Consider the following 16,120-nt stretch of genomic DNA (forward strand, 5'->3'; position numbering starts at 1 on the left):
GGCGCGCGCCCCTATATCAAAATTGGAGACATTCATGGCAACGGTTGGCGGACAAATTGCGCACACGCCGATGACGGGCGACGAAAAGCGCGTGATCTTCGCGTCGTCGCTCGGCACCGTGTTCGAGTGGTACGACTTCTATCTGGCCGGCTCGCTCGCCGCCTACATCAGCAAGAGCTTCTTTTCAGGCGTCAATCCGACCGCGGCGTTCATCTTCACGCTGCTCGGCTTCGCGGCGGGCTTCGCCGTCCGGCCGTTCGGCGCGATCGTGTTCGGACGCCTCGGCGACCTCGTCGGCCGCAAGCACACGTTCCTCATCACGATCGTGATCATGGGGATCTCCACGTTCGTCGTCGGCTTCCTGCCGGGCTACGCATCGATCGGCATCGCCGCGCCCGTGATCTTCATCGCGATGCGGCTGATGCAGGGCCTCGCGCTCGGCGGCGAATACGGCGGCGCGGCGACCTACGTCGCCGAGCACGCGCCCTCGCATCGCCGCGGCTTCTACACGTCGTGGATACAGACGACGGCGACGCTCGGCCTGTTCCTGTCGCTTCTCGTGATCCTCGGCGTGCGCACCGCGATCGGCGAGGAAGCGTTCGGCAACTGGGGCTGGCGCGTGCCGTTCGTCGCGTCGATCCTGCTTCTCGCCGTGTCCGTGTGGATTCGGCTGCAACTGAACGAATCGCCCGTGTTCCTGCGGATCAAGGCCGAGGGCAAGACGTCGAAGGCGCCGCTGACCGAAGCGTTCGGCCAATGGAACAACCTGAAGATCGTGATCCTCGCGCTCGTCGGGCTGACGGCCGGCCAGGCGGTCGTCTGGTACACGGGCCAGTTCTACGCGCTCTTCTTCCTCACGCAGACGCTGAAGGTCGACGGCGCGAGCGCGAACATCCTGATCGCGCTCGCCCTCCTGATCGGCACGCCGTTCTTCGTGTTCTTCGGCTCGCTGTCGGACAGGATCGGCCGCAAGCCGATCATCCTCGCCGGCTGCCTGATCGCGGCGCTCACCTACTTCCCGCTCTTCAAGGCGCTCACGCACTTCGCGAATCCGGCGCTCGAGGCGGCCACGCAGAAAGCGCCGATCACGGTGATCGCGAACCCCGGCGAGTGCTCGTTCCAGTTCAACCCGGTGGGCACCGCGAAGTTCACGACGTCGTGCGACATCGCGAAAAGCGCGCTCGCGAAGGCGGGCCTCAACTACGAGAACGTCGCCGCGCCGGCAGGCACGCTCGCGCAGGTACGGATCGGCGACACGGCGATCGACACGTACGACGGCAAGGCCGCCGACGCGAAGGACAAGGCGAAGACCTTCGACAAGACGCTCGCGTCGACGCTGAAGGCAGCCGGCTACCCGGCGAAGGCCGATCCGGCGCAGCTCAACTGGCCGATGACGACGGTGATTCTCGCGATTCTCGTGATCTACGTGACGATGGTGTACGGTCCGATCGCGGCGATGCTGGTCGAGATGTTCCCGACGCGCATCCGCTATACGTCGATGTCGCTGCCGTATCACATCGGCAACGGCTGGTTCGGCGGCTTCCTGCCCGCGACCGCGTTCGCGATCGTCGCGGCGAAGGGCGACATCTATTCCGGGCTCTGGTATCCGATCGGCGTCGCGCTCGTCACGTTCGTGATCGGGCTGCTGTTCGTGAAGGAAACCAAGGATTCGAATATTTACGCGCGGGATTGATGGGGGCGCGCCGCGGGAGGTGCGGGAAGCGGGGCGTCCGGCAGACGGCGAACGGCGATCGACAGTTGGGCAACCAGCCGATCGCCTCGTCGACGGATCGGGCTGGGCGGGAGCCCCTGCATCGATGCCTTCGGCCTTTTTTAAGGGAATCGACAAAAAGGGCTTGACACTCCCCAACTCGCCCTCCATAATTCGCCTCCTGTTGGCGAATTAGCTCAGTCGGTTAGAGCGACGGAATCATAATCCGCAGGTCCGGGGTTCGAGTCCCTGATTCGCCACCAAACAAATCAAAGGGTTAGCTTAGGCTAACCCTTTGTCGTTTCTGGCCTCTGTCAACGAAGTGTCAACGGCGGGCACGCCTGCACAAAGCGTCAGCCGACAGATAGACCGTATTCCCACAGCACTACCCGGCACCAAAGACCAGAAGTAAGCGCCTCACGGCGACCGTCGTAGACGAGGGCGAGAAGCGACATCAAAGTGGTGCCCATCATTTTCGATTTGATGGACATCACCGTGACAGAGCCGGAAGCCAAGCCCGGGAGCCGCAAGGGGCGCCCAAACTATGATCGCGAGTTTCGACGCCGTCTTGCGGCCGCGGCATGCGAGCCGGGTGCTTCGGTCGCAAAGCTGGCGCGCGAGAATGGCATCAATGCAAACATGCTGTTCACGTGGCGGCGTCGCTATCGCGAGCAATTGCTGGCCCAAACGACGTCGCTGATTCCGGTGGCGGTGGTCGATGAAACGCCGGCGCAGCGCGTGACCATGCCCTCGGAAGCTCGGGCAGTGGGCAACCGCACTACTCGAGCCGGGACAATCGAGATTCGATTCGGTGAGGTGGTCGTCAAGGTGGACGGCATTGTGGACGCCGACACGCTACGTGTTGTACTGGGGAGCATGCAATCGTGATCTCTCTTCCCACGGGTACCCGAGTCTGGCTGGTGGCCGGCGTCACCGACATGCGCTGCGGATTCCAAGGGCTGGCGGCGAAGGTGCACACGGCGCTCGAGGACAATGCGCTCAGCGGCAACGTGTTCATCTTCCGGGGCCGGCGCGGCGATCTCGTGAAGCTCATGTGGGCAACCGAGGACGGGCTCTGGCTTCTTGCGAAACGGCTTGAGCGTGGTCGTTTCGTCTGGCCGCAGGCCGATGGCGGCAAGGTTCATCTGACGGCAGCGCAATTGTCCATGTTGCTCGAAGGCATCGATTGGCGGCAACCGCGTCGCACCGCTGCACTGTCGATGTTGTAAACCGAGCAGAAGGCTCGTAAACTGCGCCGCATGTCGAACGGCGCCGAACTTCCTGACGATGTTGAAACGCTGCGAGCATTGCTGCTCGAGGCTCGTGCTCAGCTTGCCGAGCGCGATCTGGAGATCGAGCAACTCAAGGCTCAGCTCGACAAGCTTAGGCGCATGCAATTCGGACGCAAGTCCGAGCAGTTGGACCGCGAGGTTGCACGGCTAGAAACAGCGCTCGAGGACCTGACGGGCGAGCGTGGCGTCGCCGATGTGCGGCGCGCCCGCCAATCAAGCGCAAGCACGCCTGTGAGCGACGCATCGCCGAAAGAAGCGCTGCCGCCGCATCTGCCACGCGAAGAACGTGTACTGGAGGCTGACGCAACGTGTCCGAAGTGCGGCAGCGCAATGCAGCCGCTCGGAGAAGACGTGTCCGAGCAGCTCGCCCGCGTCGCGGCGGTGTTCAAGGTGATTCGTACGATCCGGCGCAAGACGGTTTGCCCGTGCGGCCACCACTTCTCGCAGCCGGCGATGCCCGGCCTGCCGATTACGCGCAGCATCGCCCATCCGAGCCTGCTGGCCGACATCCTCGTCTCGAAGTACGCCGACCACGCCCCGTTGTACCGCCAGTCGCAGATAGCCGCGCGCGACGGCGTGAAGCTCGACCCGGCCAGCATGGGCCGCTGGGTCGGCCAGTGCGAGGCCCTTTGCGATGCGCTGACCGAGGCACTGCGCCGCTACACGGTGGCGCCGTCGAAGCTGCACGCGGATGACACGCCTATCCCGGTACTCGAGCCGGGCAAGAAGAAGACGAAGACGGGGCGCCTGTGGGTGTATGTGCGCGATGACACTCGTTCGGGCTCGACCGAACCGGCCGCAGTGTGGTTTGCTTACTCGCCGGACCGCAAAGGCATTCATCCCCAGACCCACCTGGACGGATTCAAGGGTATCTTGCAAGCCGACGCCTACAGCGGCTTCAACGAACTGTACGAGAGCGGCAAGATTCGCGAGGCGGCATGCTGGGACCACGCGAGACGGTACATATACGACGTGCATGCCCGAACGCCTGCCGAGGCGACCCGGGAGGTGCTCGAGCTGATCGGTGCACTTTACGCGATCGAGGCCGACATCCGCGGCAAACCCGCCGCGCAGCGGCTGCGCGTGCGCCAGGAGAAAAGCATCCCGCTGCTCGCGGCCATCAAGACGTGGATGACGGACAAACTCGCGACGCTGTCGAAGAAATCCGAATTGGCCAAAGCGATCCATTACTCGCTTAATCAGTGGGATGCCCTCGTGCTGTACTGCGAAGAGGGCCGTGCCGAGATCAGCAACGCCCTGGCCGAAAACGCGTTGCGCTGTGTGAGTCTGGGTCGAAAGAACTTCTTGTTCGCCGGCTCCGACAGTGGGGGGAAACGGGCCGCGGCGATGTACAGCCTGATCGGCACGTGCAAGCTGAACGGGATCAACCCGCGCGCTTACCTCGAATACGTGCTGACCCATATCGCTGATCACCCCATTAACCGCATCGACGAATTACTACCCTGGAACGTGGCAAAAAAGCTGCCAGGGAAGTCTTGCCCACCTGCCTCCACGGGCTGATTGCCAGCGGGCCAACATGAGCGCTCGATAACCAATCATGCCTCACGTGCGCGCCGGATTGCGGACGGCCTTCGCGAGGCGCTTACCGCCAACCGGGCGAGGACGGGACTTTGATTCATCATTCCGACAGGGGGGCTCAATACGTCAGCATTCGCTACAGCGAACGGCTGGCTGAGGCCGGCATCGAGCCCTCAGTCGGCAGCCGGGGCGACAGCTACGACAATGCGCTGGCCGAAACGATCAACGGCCTGTACAAGACGGAACTGATTCATCGGCGCGCCCCTTGGAAAACGAGGGAATCCGTCGAACTGGCAACGCTGGAATGGGTCGCCTGGTACAACCATCATCGGCTGATGGAACCGCTCGGCTATATCCCGCCCGCTGAAGCTGAGGCAAACTACTACAGACAACTCAGAAATGCCGCTGACGTGTCCGCATTAACTTAAACCAACCAGCCTCCACGATTCCCGGTGCGGTTCAGTCGAAGGAAACCGGTGCTGCCGAGTTCAAAATTGGCATAGACCTCGGAAGGTGTGCGGATGTCAGAGCCTTGCGACAGGCGATTGCCCCGTTGTGCTTCACCTTGGGCATCGGCTGGGGACAGACGACGGTGTTTCACGGCCTGGTCGACGCGGGCTTCGAGGTCATTAAGCCCGATATCCACACGACGCGCACTCTTGCCTATTTCAACGCGCTTACAAAGAGCGAGGCCGCATGCCGCAAAACACGCAACTACCTTGCTTCGCCGAACGGTCCCGCGAATGTCGTCCATGCAGCGCGCGAGCTGGCAGCCAAGGTCACCTCACTTCCTAGCAGTAACGGCAAAATCCATCGAGAGGTCGATATCGTCCTCCTCTATGCGAGCGCGCACAACGTCATGCTTTCGTTCTAACTGCTAAGTGGCGAGGGCGCCCCCGCCGCCCGAAATACCGCGAGACCTCGCCGGCCCAATGCCCCCGTGCGCTCACGTGCGCCGCCGCCACAACGCAGTACGTCGTGAAGAAGATAGACCTCGACTACTTTGGCGAGGAGTGACGGACCGTAACAGCGATTGAAAGAGAGAGCCCGCCATCAGGCGGGCTCTCTCTTCGTTACTACGTTCAACCCGCCTGCACGGCGGCTAACGGAACGCAGCGACTTCACGGAGACGTCCGGCTGTCCGATGAGCGGGACAAGGGTCAAGACGAGACTGCGTATTTTCTAAGCCGCCTATCCGGCGGTTACCACCCGTGCGCTGCGTTCACAAGAGAATAGAGAGGCGATTTATATCCGCGCCGATACCTTCTTAGCTTACCCTCGCACCTTCGCCCGGCCGCACCTGTTAAACGCCAAAAGTCTCACCTGATGCAGCGCGATATCTCCTGCGATGCGTCCCTTCTCAGGAGGACCTTGCAATGCGTGGCGAGGGGTCTCGCCTTATGGGTTCGTTACGGTCGACTTCGGCCCGAAACGACCTGCGAGCGACTTCAGGACAGTTTGGCCAGCAGCTTGATGAAGTTGCGCTTTGCGCGATATGCTGCCCGAATCTCTTCCAGTTCACGGGTGAATTCCGCACGTTCATCCAACTTCGCCCGCAACATGCCGATGGCCCGCACGATTTCAAACGCCTCGTCATATCGGGCGTTGCGCGTACCGCTTTCGGCAGCAACCGGCAGCAGCCTGTGATAGAGGGCAATGGCGTCGTGCGGGTGTGTCTTGCCACGGACAGCGGCCATTTCCGGCCATAGCTGCATTACGACCGGTCCGCCGGTAAACGTTTCCCATGCGGCGTCGTTCTCTTTTCCAGCAAGAAAAATCCTGACCAGTTCGGTCCGCGTCGACCGCTGCCAGACATTGCGCTTCGATTTTGCAGCGGCCTCCTCTTCCCTGACCAGCGCCCAAAGGTGCGTAAGAGTGCGCTCCCGCGTCTCATCATGCCTGCCAGTAGCCGTGGCAACCTTCATCAAGGCGGGAAACGCCTCGGCTGTCGGGCGCATTTCGAAGCGGCGCCACGCGAACGCATCGGCCTTGTCGAATTCGCTGCGACGCAGATACGCGTCGATACAGAAGTCGAGCAGGCGCTGGTCATGGCTCTTGCCGGACTCCTTGATGCCGCGCTCGGCCCAGGCGAGCCCTTCATCCGGGCGACCGTGCTTGACACAAAGCTCCGCCACCAGCAGAAAGCGGTACGGACTCGACAGGTCCTTCGAGTAAATGCGTATCAACGCATCAACGTCTCCATCGAGTTCGGCCAGCGCCCCCATCGCGCGTTCGAGCTGCATGCGCGGCGAGTCGTGTGACCGTCGATATTCCTTGTCCGGCGCGAGCGCGGGCAGCGCTTCCCAAGCCTCGTTGACGAGCTCGCGGTAGCGGCTCAAACCGTTCTTGCCCAGTGGCTCCGCATACGCCGGCAAAACGTTGTAAAAGGTGTCCCACTTGCCTTCTGTCTGAAATCGGAATAGCCGCTCCGCGAGCTTCACTGGGTCGGGGACAGTCAACTTGCAGGCATCGAGGTGCACAGACGCCAGTTCGAGAATCGCCGGCATCACGTCGCCACCGGAGTCGTCAATCTGTTCGAGGCTTGTTTCGGCGCCCGCAATCGCCAGTTCGGATAGCTCGACTACCTGTGCGGCGTGAGGTCCGTGAAGCCTCCGGCGCAGCATGTCGGCCAGCGACATCAGGCCATCGCCGTATGCGCTAGCCTCCCGCCAGTCCAGTGGCCGGGAAAGGCGTGTCGCCTGCCTGACGGCGGCCTTCATGCCGGGCAAGTCGGAGGCCCCCGTCGCACGCGCGGCGAACAGCAGCTTGTCACGAAACGACAGGTCGCGTTCGATGGCTTCGAGCAACAATTCCTGAAGCTCATTTTTGTCGAGCGTCGCGACGTATTCGCGAATCACTTCCTCGTAGGTCTTCCGCTTCTTGCGTGGCTTGCCGGGAGCCGCCTCTTCGGCATGAAACACCTCTCCACCGGAATTCTCGAGCCAGGCGAGCGCAACAGCGACAGCGTGCTTGCAGAAAACGCCATCGTCTCCCACCGGACAGGTACAGTCATAAGCGAGTTCGCCATCGTCATCGACGCCGAGTTCAACCCGGTAACGATGCGTGCCACGTACAGTGGCGTGAACGGCGCCGCCACGCTCCTCGAGACGGGAAACCACGCCCTCGTGGAAATAGGCTTTGCCGCGCGCAAAGGTCTTCGTGTCGGCAAGCGACTGTACTTCGGCAAGAGTAAGAACCTCGGAGAGCGTTGCAGACTGGGACATCGATTGACCGGGGAAAAACGGAAGAATGCCGCGACGGGCGACGCACAGGCACGATGATACCCGTGACGCATGCAGTCGACTCACGGCAGAGTAATGCGTGGACGATTGTCCCAAGGCGGAACCGGCGTGAAATACTCGATCAACTCGTCGATCACCGCCCGCACCTTCGGCGACAGTTTGCGCGCCGCGAGCCAAAGCGCATGAATCGGCATCTCGCCCCCGGTGAATTCCGACAGCACGATTTCGAGCTTGCCCGCATGCACATCGTCGGCGACCAGCCACGTCGGCAAATACGCGAGCCCCGCGCCAGCCAGCGTCGCATCGCGCAATGCGTCGCCCTGCCCGATCGTATGCTTCGCACGCACTCGCGCCGTTACAGCCCCGTTGCACGCATCGGAAAACACCCATGGAATCGTCGCCCCGTCGCGGGCGAACACAATGCAATCGTGCGCTTCGAGCTCGTCGATCGTCCTCGGCCGCCCTCGCGTGGCGACATATGCCGGCGACGCGCACAGCACGGATCGCTGAACGCCGAGCCGCCGACAAACCAGATTCGCGCTGTCGCGCAGCTCGCCGAGACGCACGACGACGTCGATTCCCTCATCGACCAGATCGACGAATCGATCGGTCAACGATACGTCGAGCTGTAGCAGCGGATGTCTACGGGCCAGCCCGAACAGAACGGGCAGCACCCAGCGCCGTCCGAACGACGTCGGCAGACTGATGCGCAGCGGCCCCGCGACCTCATGACGCCGCTGCGCGAGCACCGATTCGACATGTCCGAGTTCGTCGAGAATCCGCAAGCAACTTTCGTAGTACAGGCGTCCCTCGGTCGTCGGCGTCAGTGCGCGCGTCGTACGCTCGAGCAGCCGCACGCCGAGACGCGCCTCGAGCCGCGCCACGTTCTTGCCGACGGCCGACTTGGACAGCCCCATGCGCGCCGCGGCGGCCGTGAAGCTGCCCGCGCCGACTGCATGCACGAATGCAACCATTCCTTGAAGATGAGTCAGTCTGATTCGATTCATGAAATTGGCGACGAAATGGCGCAGGTGTTCGGAACAGATATCGCCACCGGCACGCATGCCCCACCCCTAGAATGAATCAAGGGAATTCGCGGCGGCGCGAATCCGTTTTCGGGTGGGACACCAGATGGCGCAAACGATGAAGGTGTGGGAACTCGACGCATTCGGCATCGATCGGCTCGCACTCGCGCAGCGGCCCGTGCCGAAGCCCGGCGACGGCGAGTTGCTGGTACGGGTAGCGGCGGCGTCATTGAATTATCGAGACAAGCTCGTGATCGAAGGGCAGTTGATGTCGACCAAACTCGCGATGCCGTTTACGCCCGTCTCGGACATGTGCGGCGAAGTGGTCGAAACCGGCCCGAATACCGAACGATTCAAGCGCGGCGATCGCGTGATGGGCAACTTCTGGACGCCCTGGATCAGCGGCGCGCTGCCTCCCGAAATGCGCCGATGCGAGCGCTCGCTCGGCGGGCCGCTGCCCGGCGTGCTCGCCGAATACGTCGTGCTGCCGGAATCGGCGGCCGTCTGCGCACCGGCGTCGCTGTCCGACGTCGAGGCATCGACGCTGCCCGTGGCCGGCGTGACCGCCTGGGTCGCCCTCGTCGAGCGCGGGCAGCTCGCAGCAGGTCAAACCGTCGTCGTTCAGGGCACGGGCGGCGTCGCACTGTTCGGACTGCAAATCGCCCGCGCGCTCGGCGCGAAGACGATCGTGCTGTCCCGTCACGACGACAAGCTCGTGCGCGCGAAATCGCTCGGCGCATGGGCCGGCATCAACACGACGCGCGCGCCCGAATGGGAACATGCGGTTCTCGAACTCACCGGCGGACGCGGCGCGAACGTGATCGTCGAACTCATCGGCGGCGAGAACGTCACACATTCCGTCGCCGCCGTCGCGGATCATGGCCATATCGTGCAGGTCGGTTTTCTTGGCAGTCCGAAGATACTCATCGACGCGATTCCGCTGATGCTGACGCGCGCGTCGATCCACGGCGTATCGGTCGGCAGCCGGCAGGCGTTCGAAGCGTTCGTTCGCGCAGCCGACCGGCATGCGATCAAGCCGACGATCGACTTCGTCTATCCGTTCTCCGATGTGCGCGCTGCATTCGCCCATCTCGACCGCGGACCGTTCGGCAAGATCGTCGTCGCCGTGCGCGGCTGACGTGCGTCGCGCACGGCGACGCGTCGCGGGCAAAGCGCCCGCCGCGTGCGACGCTCGCTCGCGGGCCGTCTCATCGGCGCCGTCACGTCAACGTCGAGAACATGTCCTTGCGATACGGCACGATACGATCGAATTCGCCCGTCCGCACTTTGGCCGGCCATTCCGGATCCGCGAGCAGCGCGCGTCCGAGCGCGATGCAGTCCGCATGCCCCGCCTCGACGCGCGCGACCGCGCGATCGAGATTCTCGATGCCGACCACCAAACCCTCCGCGCCGCGTACTTGCGCAGCCGAGAACGCGCTGTCGATGCCGACGCTGCCGACCATGATGACCGGCTTGCCGGACAGCTCGCGCACGAGCGACGCCAAATCGGCGTCGCCTTCCGACGCGAACGCCGGCTCCCAGAAGCGTCGCGTGCTGACGTCGAAAATATCGACGCCCGCGGTGACGAGCACGTCGAGCATCGTCTTCAGTTCCGCAGACGATTCGACGATGAAGCCCGTATAGTCCTGCACCTTCCATTGCGAGAACCGGAAGATCAGCGGTATGTTCGGGCCGACGGCCGCGCGCACCGCTTCGGCGACTTCCACCGACAGGCGCAGCCGGTTCTCGAGCGAGCCGCCGTACGCGTCGGTGCGCGTGTTCATCTTGGCCCACAGGAATTGGTCGAGCAGATAGCCATGCGCGCCGTGCAGTTCGACCGCGTCGAATCCGGCCTCGACCGCGTCGTACGCCGCGCGTGCGAACGACGCCGCGATATCCCGCGCATCGGCATCCGTCAACGCCTCGACCGCGACGACGCCGTCCTTGACGACCCGCTCGGGCCCGATGCCCGGCAGCTCCGCATGGGGCGGCGTGCCGCGCTGCCTGACGTTGCCGAGATGCCAGAGCTGCGCGGCGATCACGCTGCCCGCCGCGTGCACGCCGTCGACGACGCGCCGCCAGCCTTCGAGCGCCTCCCGGCCGAAGAAGTGCGGAACGTCGGCGAACCCGCCTGCCACCGGATGGTCGACGTACGTCCCCTCGGTGATGATGAATCCGGCGCCGCCCTCGGCGCGCTTCGCGTAGTAGCGCGCGACGTCGCGGTCCGGCACGCCGCCCGGCGACTGCCGCCGGGTCATCGGTGCCATGACGATGCGGTTCGGCACGCGTAAGCCGCCGAGTGAAACCGGATCAAAAACGATATCGAAATTGGAGACGCTGGTCGTCGACATGAAGTCCTCGTCGGCTGGCTGAATGGGGCGCACACAGCGCGCAGCGTATGCGTTCGCGCGCCATGCACGACGGATGAAACGACAGACACTCGTACAGTCGGCCGGGCCGGCTCACGCCGCTTGCTCGTCGCGCTGCAGGCTCTCGCGCGGATCGCGCCGCGCCGACAGCTTTTCCGAGACCAGAAACGCAAGCTCCAGCGCCTGCGAACCATTCAGCCGCGGATCGCAATGCGTGTGATAGCGTTCGCACAACTGATCGTCGCGAATCTGCTGTCCGCCGCCCGTGCACTCCGTCACGTCGGTGCCCGTCATTTCGAGATGCAGACCGCCCGCATGCGTGCGCTCGGCTTCGTGAACGTCGAAGAAGCGTTCGACCTCGAGCAGGATGCTTTCGAAGCGGCGCGTCTTGTAGCCGGACGCCGACTTGACCGTGTTGCCGTGCATCGGATCGATCGACCAGATTACCTCCCGCCCTTCGCTCTTCGTCATTCGCACGAGGCGCGGCAATAGCTCCGGCAACTTTTCCGCGCCCATTCTCGCGATCAGCGTGAGACGCCCCGGCTCGTTGTCGGGATTCAGCGCGTCGATCAGGCGCAGCAGATCGTCCGGCTTGATCGCGGGACCACATTTGAGGCCGATCGGATTCGCGACGCCTCGCAGGAATTCGATGTGCGCGTCGTCGATGCCGCGCGTGCGCTCGCCGATCCACAGCATGTGGGCCGAGCAGTCGTACCAATCCTCGGTCAGCGCATCCGGCCGCGTCAGGGCCTCTTCGTAATGCAGGAGCAATGCGTCGTGGCTCGTGTAGAGATCGGTCTCGCGCAGCGAACGCACCGAATCCGGCGACACGCGGCACGCGTTCATGAACACGAGCGCCTGCTCGATCCGGCACGCGATCTGCCGATAGCGCTGCCCTTGCGGCGCGGACGCGACGAAGCCGGCATTCCATTGCTGCACGTGGCGCATATCGGCGAAGCCGCCGTGGCTCAACGCGCGCAGCAGATTGAGCGTCGCTGCCGCTTGCGAGTATGCCTTCAGCACGCGCTCGGGATCGGGCCGCCTCGCCGCTTCCGTGAATTCGATGCCGTTGATGATGTCGCCGCGATAACTCGGCAGCGTGACACCACCGATGGTCTCGTCGGGCGAACTGCGAGGCTTCGCGAATTGCCCGGCGATTCTGCCCACCTTGACGACGGGCAGCCCGGTGCTGAACGCAAGCACGGTCGACATCTGCAGAAACACGCGCAGCAGATCACGCACCGCATTCGGATGAAATTCGGCGAACGATTCGGCGCAATCGCCGCCTTGCAGCAGAAACGCATTGCCGCGCGCGACGTCCGCGAGTTGCGCCTTCAGATCGCGAATCTCCGCAGCGAGCACAAGCGGCGGCAATCGCCGCAACTGCTCCTCCGACTCCGCGAGTTTCGCGGCGTCGGGATAAGTCGGCACCTGATGAATCGGCCGCCCGCGCCACGACGAAGGCGACCAATCAGCGTGCGTCATGATGGCCCTCTCGCGTACCATCCGGATCGACACGCGATCCGCAGTCGCCGATCGGCGCGACGGCGGCATGCAACGCAGGCTCGGGTTGCGCCTGGCCCACGGGAAGCGTGGCGCCGATCAACACATCGTAATCGTAGTGATCCACAGTCAGGCTCCGACAAAGCAGATAACCGCCCGCGGCTCGCGCCAGCGGGGACTTGCCTCACTCCAGCCACACTCGTCGCGGCATACGTCATGCATCGAGCACGTCAGCGTTGCTCCGTCGCGCAGGCGCGATCACGCGTGCCGGCGCATCGCTCGAGCGGCCCACGCGGCGCACGCGATGCGCGGGCCCGCCGCCGTCGTCATCGCGTCGACGTTTCCGGGAAGATCTGATTGACCACTTGATATGCAAGTGCGGTCCAATATTCGCTCGTGTCCGCGGCGACGAGCTTCGCCTCTTCGTCGGCGAGCCCCACCACACCGGGGTCCAGCAGAAAGTCCTCGAGATCGTTGATCGACGTGAACGCGAGAATCGACACGCCGTCGATCGTGTGCCCGACCGAGTGGAAGAACGGCTCGCCTTCCCGAATCGGACCGACGTTGTGCAATTGCACGTAGCGCTTGACGTAGCGGCTCGTCGCGGCCTGCTCGAGCACGCGCGGCGCGTACCGGTTCAACCAGGCGTCGTGAAAATCCGCGCGGGACAGCGACGCATTGCGCCGAGCGACCTTCACGAGCAGGAACGATTCGCGCTGCGTCTCGCTCGGCACGATGATGTGCTGGCGCGCGAGCACCGGGCACAGCTCGCGAAAGATCGCCTGGTCTTCCGGCAAGACCTTCGCGGCGATCTCCGGTTGGCTGAAGACGGCCTGCAGGCCGGCGACGTTCTCGAAGCCGAGATACGCGATGCCGTCCCACTGCGGACGGCGATATTCGGGAATGTGGCCGATCACGGTGTCGAACAGTTTGCCGTTCGCGTCGACGGGCGGCTCGTACGGCAGCGGCGCGCCGCTCGACGGGCCGGCCGGCAGCCGATGAATCTGGTCGTAGCGAAGCAGATGCTGAATGCCGTTTGCCACGGGCGGCTGCGCGTAGATGAAGCGCGGGCCATGTACTTTTCGCCAGTACTCTGTCCACTTCTCGAACGCGACGTTCGGGTTGGACTCGAACGCGCTCGTCTCGGCCGCAGGGTCCTTGATCAGTTCGCCGCGGGCGTCGAGCAGCAGGTTCGGGTCCCTGCGGCGTTCGCCGAGCGGCGAGTTGTCCGCACGGGACAACAGCGAACAGATGACCGTCAGCGGCTCCGCATACGAACGGTAGCTCTTCAGATAAGGCGGACGAAACAGGCTTTCGGCGGAAGCATTGGACACGACTGACTCCTGCTCTTCGGAATGGTTGATCGCATTGCCGAGACGCATCGTTTGGCCGCTCGCCGCGCAACCGGCGCAACGAGCGACGCACGCTCGCCCGGCATCGATGAGATCCCGCAACAATTCAGCATCGCTTATCATTGGATCGGCGGGCCGAGCAGTTCGACTCGGCCGCCGTCACGACGCACGTCCGGACATCGCTCGCGGCCGCGCATCACGGCCGCTCGACGCATCGGATGCGCCGCACTCTCAGGTCCCGCGAGCGACGAGCGGACCGGCTGGCGCGCGCATCGCCGCTCCGTCGGAACGATAGGCTCGCTGGCCCGCATCGCTCGGACGGTCGACACTTGCGACCAATAATCGCACGAGATTAGATCGCATGCAATCTAATTTAAACCCCGTTCGAGCCGCACGATTTCCGTTTGCCGCGCGACGTTCATGCGAACGGCGCGGGATGCGGCGGAAACGGCTTCTCGTCGGCCCCACCATCGGTCGAATCGACGCGAGTCGACGGAAAGACGACCGCGCGCGCCGTCCCTGACAACACCGTCGCGCCATCCGGCAGCCACGCGCGGCCGTTGAAGCGCACGACGTCGCCGTTGAGGCCCGAATGCGGCTCGACGGCCTCGACGCTCCATGCGATCAGGCACTTGCTGCCGGGCTCGGGCGTGCTCCTGCAGTCGACGGCGAACGACAGCAGCGCACTTGCGCCATGCTCGGCCGCGAACGCGAGAAACAACGCGGAGAACGCGGACGCCAACTTCGCCTGCGCCGCGAAGCGGTGCTCGGGCGTGTGCGACGCGGCCAGCGACACCCAGTCGCTGCGCGTCTCGCCGATCGAATATCTGGACCGACCCATTGCTTCTCCTGAAAACGACGGAGTCATCCGCCAGCGCAGCCGGATACGGCGACGTCGGGCGCTCTTTTTTATCGCAACAATATTAGTCGCTTGAGATGTAAAGTGTGAATATACTGGGATCGACGAGCGATTTCTCGCTCGAGGAGAAAGCCGAATGGAACGCTTTTCGGTCCAGCGCGTGGGCATCGTCGGGCTGGGGCTGCTCGGCGGCTCGATTGCGCGCGCGGCGAGGCAACGCCTTCCCGGCGTCGAGCTGATCGGGTTCGACGCGAACGAGGACGTTCGGCGCCGCGCCGTCGCCGGCTCGGTGATCGACGACGCGCCGGATTCGCTCGACGGCCTGTCGCGCGCCGAATTCGTCGTCGTCTGCGTGCCCGTGAGCGCGGTGGCCGCCATCGTCGAACGGCTCGCGCGCGGCAATCCGCGAGCGACCGTCACCGATGTCGCGTCGTCGAAGCAGTCGGTGATTCGCATGCTCGCGGGACGGCTGCCGCCCGGCTTCGCGTTCGTGCCCGCGCATCCGATGGCGGGCGGCGAAAAAGGCGGCCTCGACGCCGGCCGCGCCGATCTGTTCGAGGGCAAGAGCTGCCTGATCACGCCGACGAACGCGACGCCCGCGGACGCGACGGCGCGCGTCGAAACATTCTGGCGATCGCTTGGCGCGACTCCGCAGCGCTCGGACCCGGCGACGCACGACCGCATGGTCGCGCTGACTTCGCACCTACCGCATCTGCTCGCGTTCGCGCTCGTCGAGAATCTCGCCTTCGACCGTCCGGAGAGCCGCGACGTCGCGCCGTTCATCGGCCGCAGTCTCGACGAGCAGATTCGGCTTGCGTCGTCCGAACCCGCCGTGTGGGCGAGCATCTTCGAGATCAACGCGTCCGAGCTTCTCGCGCAGCTCGAACGTTTCCAGCGCAGGCTCGCCGACTGGCGCGACCTGATCGCGCACGCGCCCGCGGGCCTGTCCGAGCGGCTCGCGCAAACGACCCGGACGGCGCGCGCATTCGCCTTTGCGAAGCATCGCTCCGAGGAAGTCGAATGCGCGTCAACCCGGTAGTTTCAGGTCTCGGGCCCACACGAGCGGCGGCGAAACATATGCTATATTGGATTAATTACTCTAGACGCAGCATGCGCGCCGCAAAACCAGGAGACGGCATGTCCCGCGAACGTTGGGCGGGCAGGCGCGGCGCACTGCGCGCCCCGCGATTCGCGGCGGCCCGCGTACTCCGAATACCGTTCATTTTCG

The 16,120-nt window shown here is 64.1% G+C and carries 14 protein-coding genes, 1 tRNA gene and 1 pseudogene; 9 read left to right on the forward strand and 7 right to left on the reverse strand.

The genetic code is table 11. The annotated features are described in order from the left end of the window. The first annotated feature begins 34 nt into the window (after nucleotides 1-34). The 7 genes and pseudogenes from WT60_RS16435 (at nucleotide 35) to WT60_RS16465 (ending at nucleotide 5,416) form a co-directional block, all read left to right on the forward strand. A complete protein-coding gene (locus WT60_RS16435; RefSeq protein WP_059575191.1) occupies nucleotides 35-1,693 on the forward strand; it encodes an MFS transporter in 1,659 nt (552 codons plus the stop codon). A gap of 204 nt (nucleotides 1,694-1,897) precedes the next feature. After that, nucleotides 1,898-1,974 (forward strand) — tRNA-Met (locus WT60_RS16440). A 196-nt stretch (nucleotides 1,975-2,170) separates the two neighbouring features. After that, nucleotides 2,171-2,599: a transposase gene (locus tag WT60_RS16445; protein ID WP_231752061.1), complete on the forward strand. Its 429-nt coding sequence runs from the start codon at nucleotides 2,171-2,173 to the stop codon at nucleotides 2,597-2,599. 32 nt (nucleotides 2,600-2,631) lie between these two features. Next, entirely contained in the window at nucleotides 2,632-2,940 is a 309-nt protein-coding gene (tnpB, locus tag WT60_RS16450; protein ID WP_348982041.1) for an IS66 family insertion sequence element accessory protein TnpB, read from the forward strand. 30 nt (nucleotides 2,941-2,970) lie between these two features. Further along, complete coding sequence (locus tag WT60_RS16455; protein ID WP_059584212.1) at nucleotides 2,971-4,524, forward strand: IS66 family transposase; 1,554 nt, start codon at nucleotides 2,971-2,973, stop codon at nucleotides 4,522-4,524. A gap of 110 nt (nucleotides 4,525-4,634) precedes the next feature. Next, nucleotides 4,635-4,970, forward strand: a pseudogene (locus WT60_RS16460) (integrase core domain-containing protein); the annotation flags it as partial. A 104-nt stretch (nucleotides 4,971-5,074) separates the two neighbouring features. Next, nucleotides 5,075-5,416: a hypothetical protein gene (locus WT60_RS16465; protein WP_060355596.1), complete on the forward strand. Its 342-nt coding sequence runs from the start codon at nucleotides 5,075-5,077 to the stop codon at nucleotides 5,414-5,416. Nucleotides 5,417-5,990: 574 nt separating this feature from the next. Here WT60_RS16465 and WT60_RS16470 read toward each other — a convergent pair. Both WT60_RS16470 and WT60_RS16475 read right to left on the reverse strand, forming a co-directional pair. Beyond that, nucleotides 5,991-7,766, reverse strand: coding sequence for a DUF6880 family protein (locus tag WT60_RS16470; RefSeq protein ID WP_060355595.1), 1,776 nt, complete (start codon nucleotides 7,764-7,766; stop codon nucleotides 5,991-5,993). Between the two features lie 80 nt (nucleotides 7,767-7,846). Further along, nucleotides 7,847-8,746, reverse strand: a complete 900-nt coding sequence (locus WT60_RS16475; RefSeq protein WP_231752741.1) for a LysR family transcriptional regulator — start codon at nucleotides 8,744-8,746, stop codon at nucleotides 7,847-7,849. 169 nt (nucleotides 8,747-8,915) lie between these two features. Between WT60_RS16475 and WT60_RS16480 the strand changes: the two genes are divergently transcribed. After that, entirely contained in the window at nucleotides 8,916-9,947 is a 1,032-nt protein-coding gene (locus WT60_RS16480) for an NAD(P)-dependent alcohol dehydrogenase (RefSeq protein ID WP_060355594.1), read from the forward strand. 82 nt (nucleotides 9,948-10,029) lie between these two features. Here the strand turns inward: WT60_RS16480 and WT60_RS16485 are convergent, their stop codons facing one another. The 5 genes from WT60_RS16485 to WT60_RS16500 form a co-directional block, all read right to left on the reverse strand. Then, nucleotides 10,030-11,076 carry a 12-oxophytodienoate reductase gene (locus WT60_RS16485; protein ID WP_236860829.1) on the reverse strand — a complete coding sequence of 349 codons (1,047 nt, stop codon included), beginning with the start codon at nucleotides 11,074-11,076 and terminating at the stop codon, nucleotides 10,030-10,032. Between the two features lie 195 nt (nucleotides 11,077-11,271). After that, nucleotides 11,272-12,663, reverse strand: coding sequence for a 3-deoxy-7-phosphoheptulonate synthase class II (locus tag WT60_RS16490; protein ID WP_038748917.1), 1,392 nt, complete (start codon nucleotides 12,661-12,663; stop codon nucleotides 11,272-11,274). Beyond that, nucleotides 12,650-12,808: a hypothetical protein gene (locus WT60_RS34525; protein ID WP_156432257.1), complete on the reverse strand. Its 159-nt coding sequence runs from the start codon at nucleotides 12,806-12,808 to the stop codon at nucleotides 12,650-12,652. Before WT60_RS34525 ends, WT60_RS16490 begins: the two co-directional genes overlap by 14 nt. Nucleotides 12,809-13,007: 199 nt before the next feature. Beyond that, a complete protein-coding gene (locus tag WT60_RS16495; protein WP_226377155.1) occupies nucleotides 13,008-14,015 on the reverse strand; it encodes an EthD domain-containing protein in 1,008 nt (335 codons plus the stop codon). Between the two features lie 436 nt (nucleotides 14,016-14,451). After that, a complete protein-coding gene (locus tag WT60_RS16500) occupies nucleotides 14,452-14,874 on the reverse strand; it encodes a hypothetical protein (RefSeq protein ID WP_038748915.1) in 423 nt (140 codons plus the stop codon). A 154-nt stretch (nucleotides 14,875-15,028) separates the two neighbouring features. Here WT60_RS16500 and WT60_RS16505 point away from each other — a divergent pair, with 154 nt between their 5' ends. Further along, nucleotides 15,029-15,931 (forward strand): prephenate dehydrogenase/arogenate dehydrogenase family protein, encoded by a 903-nt coding sequence (locus WT60_RS16505; RefSeq protein ID WP_060355593.1) that lies wholly within the window; start codon nucleotides 15,029-15,031, stop codon nucleotides 15,929-15,931. Nucleotides 15,932-16,120: the final 189 nt, after the last annotated feature.

Origin of the sequence: Burkholderia sp. MSMB617WGS, from assembly GCF_001532025.2 — a bacterium.
Lineage (GTDB): Bacteria > Pseudomonadota > Gammaproteobacteria > Burkholderiales > Burkholderiaceae > Burkholderia > Burkholderia savannae.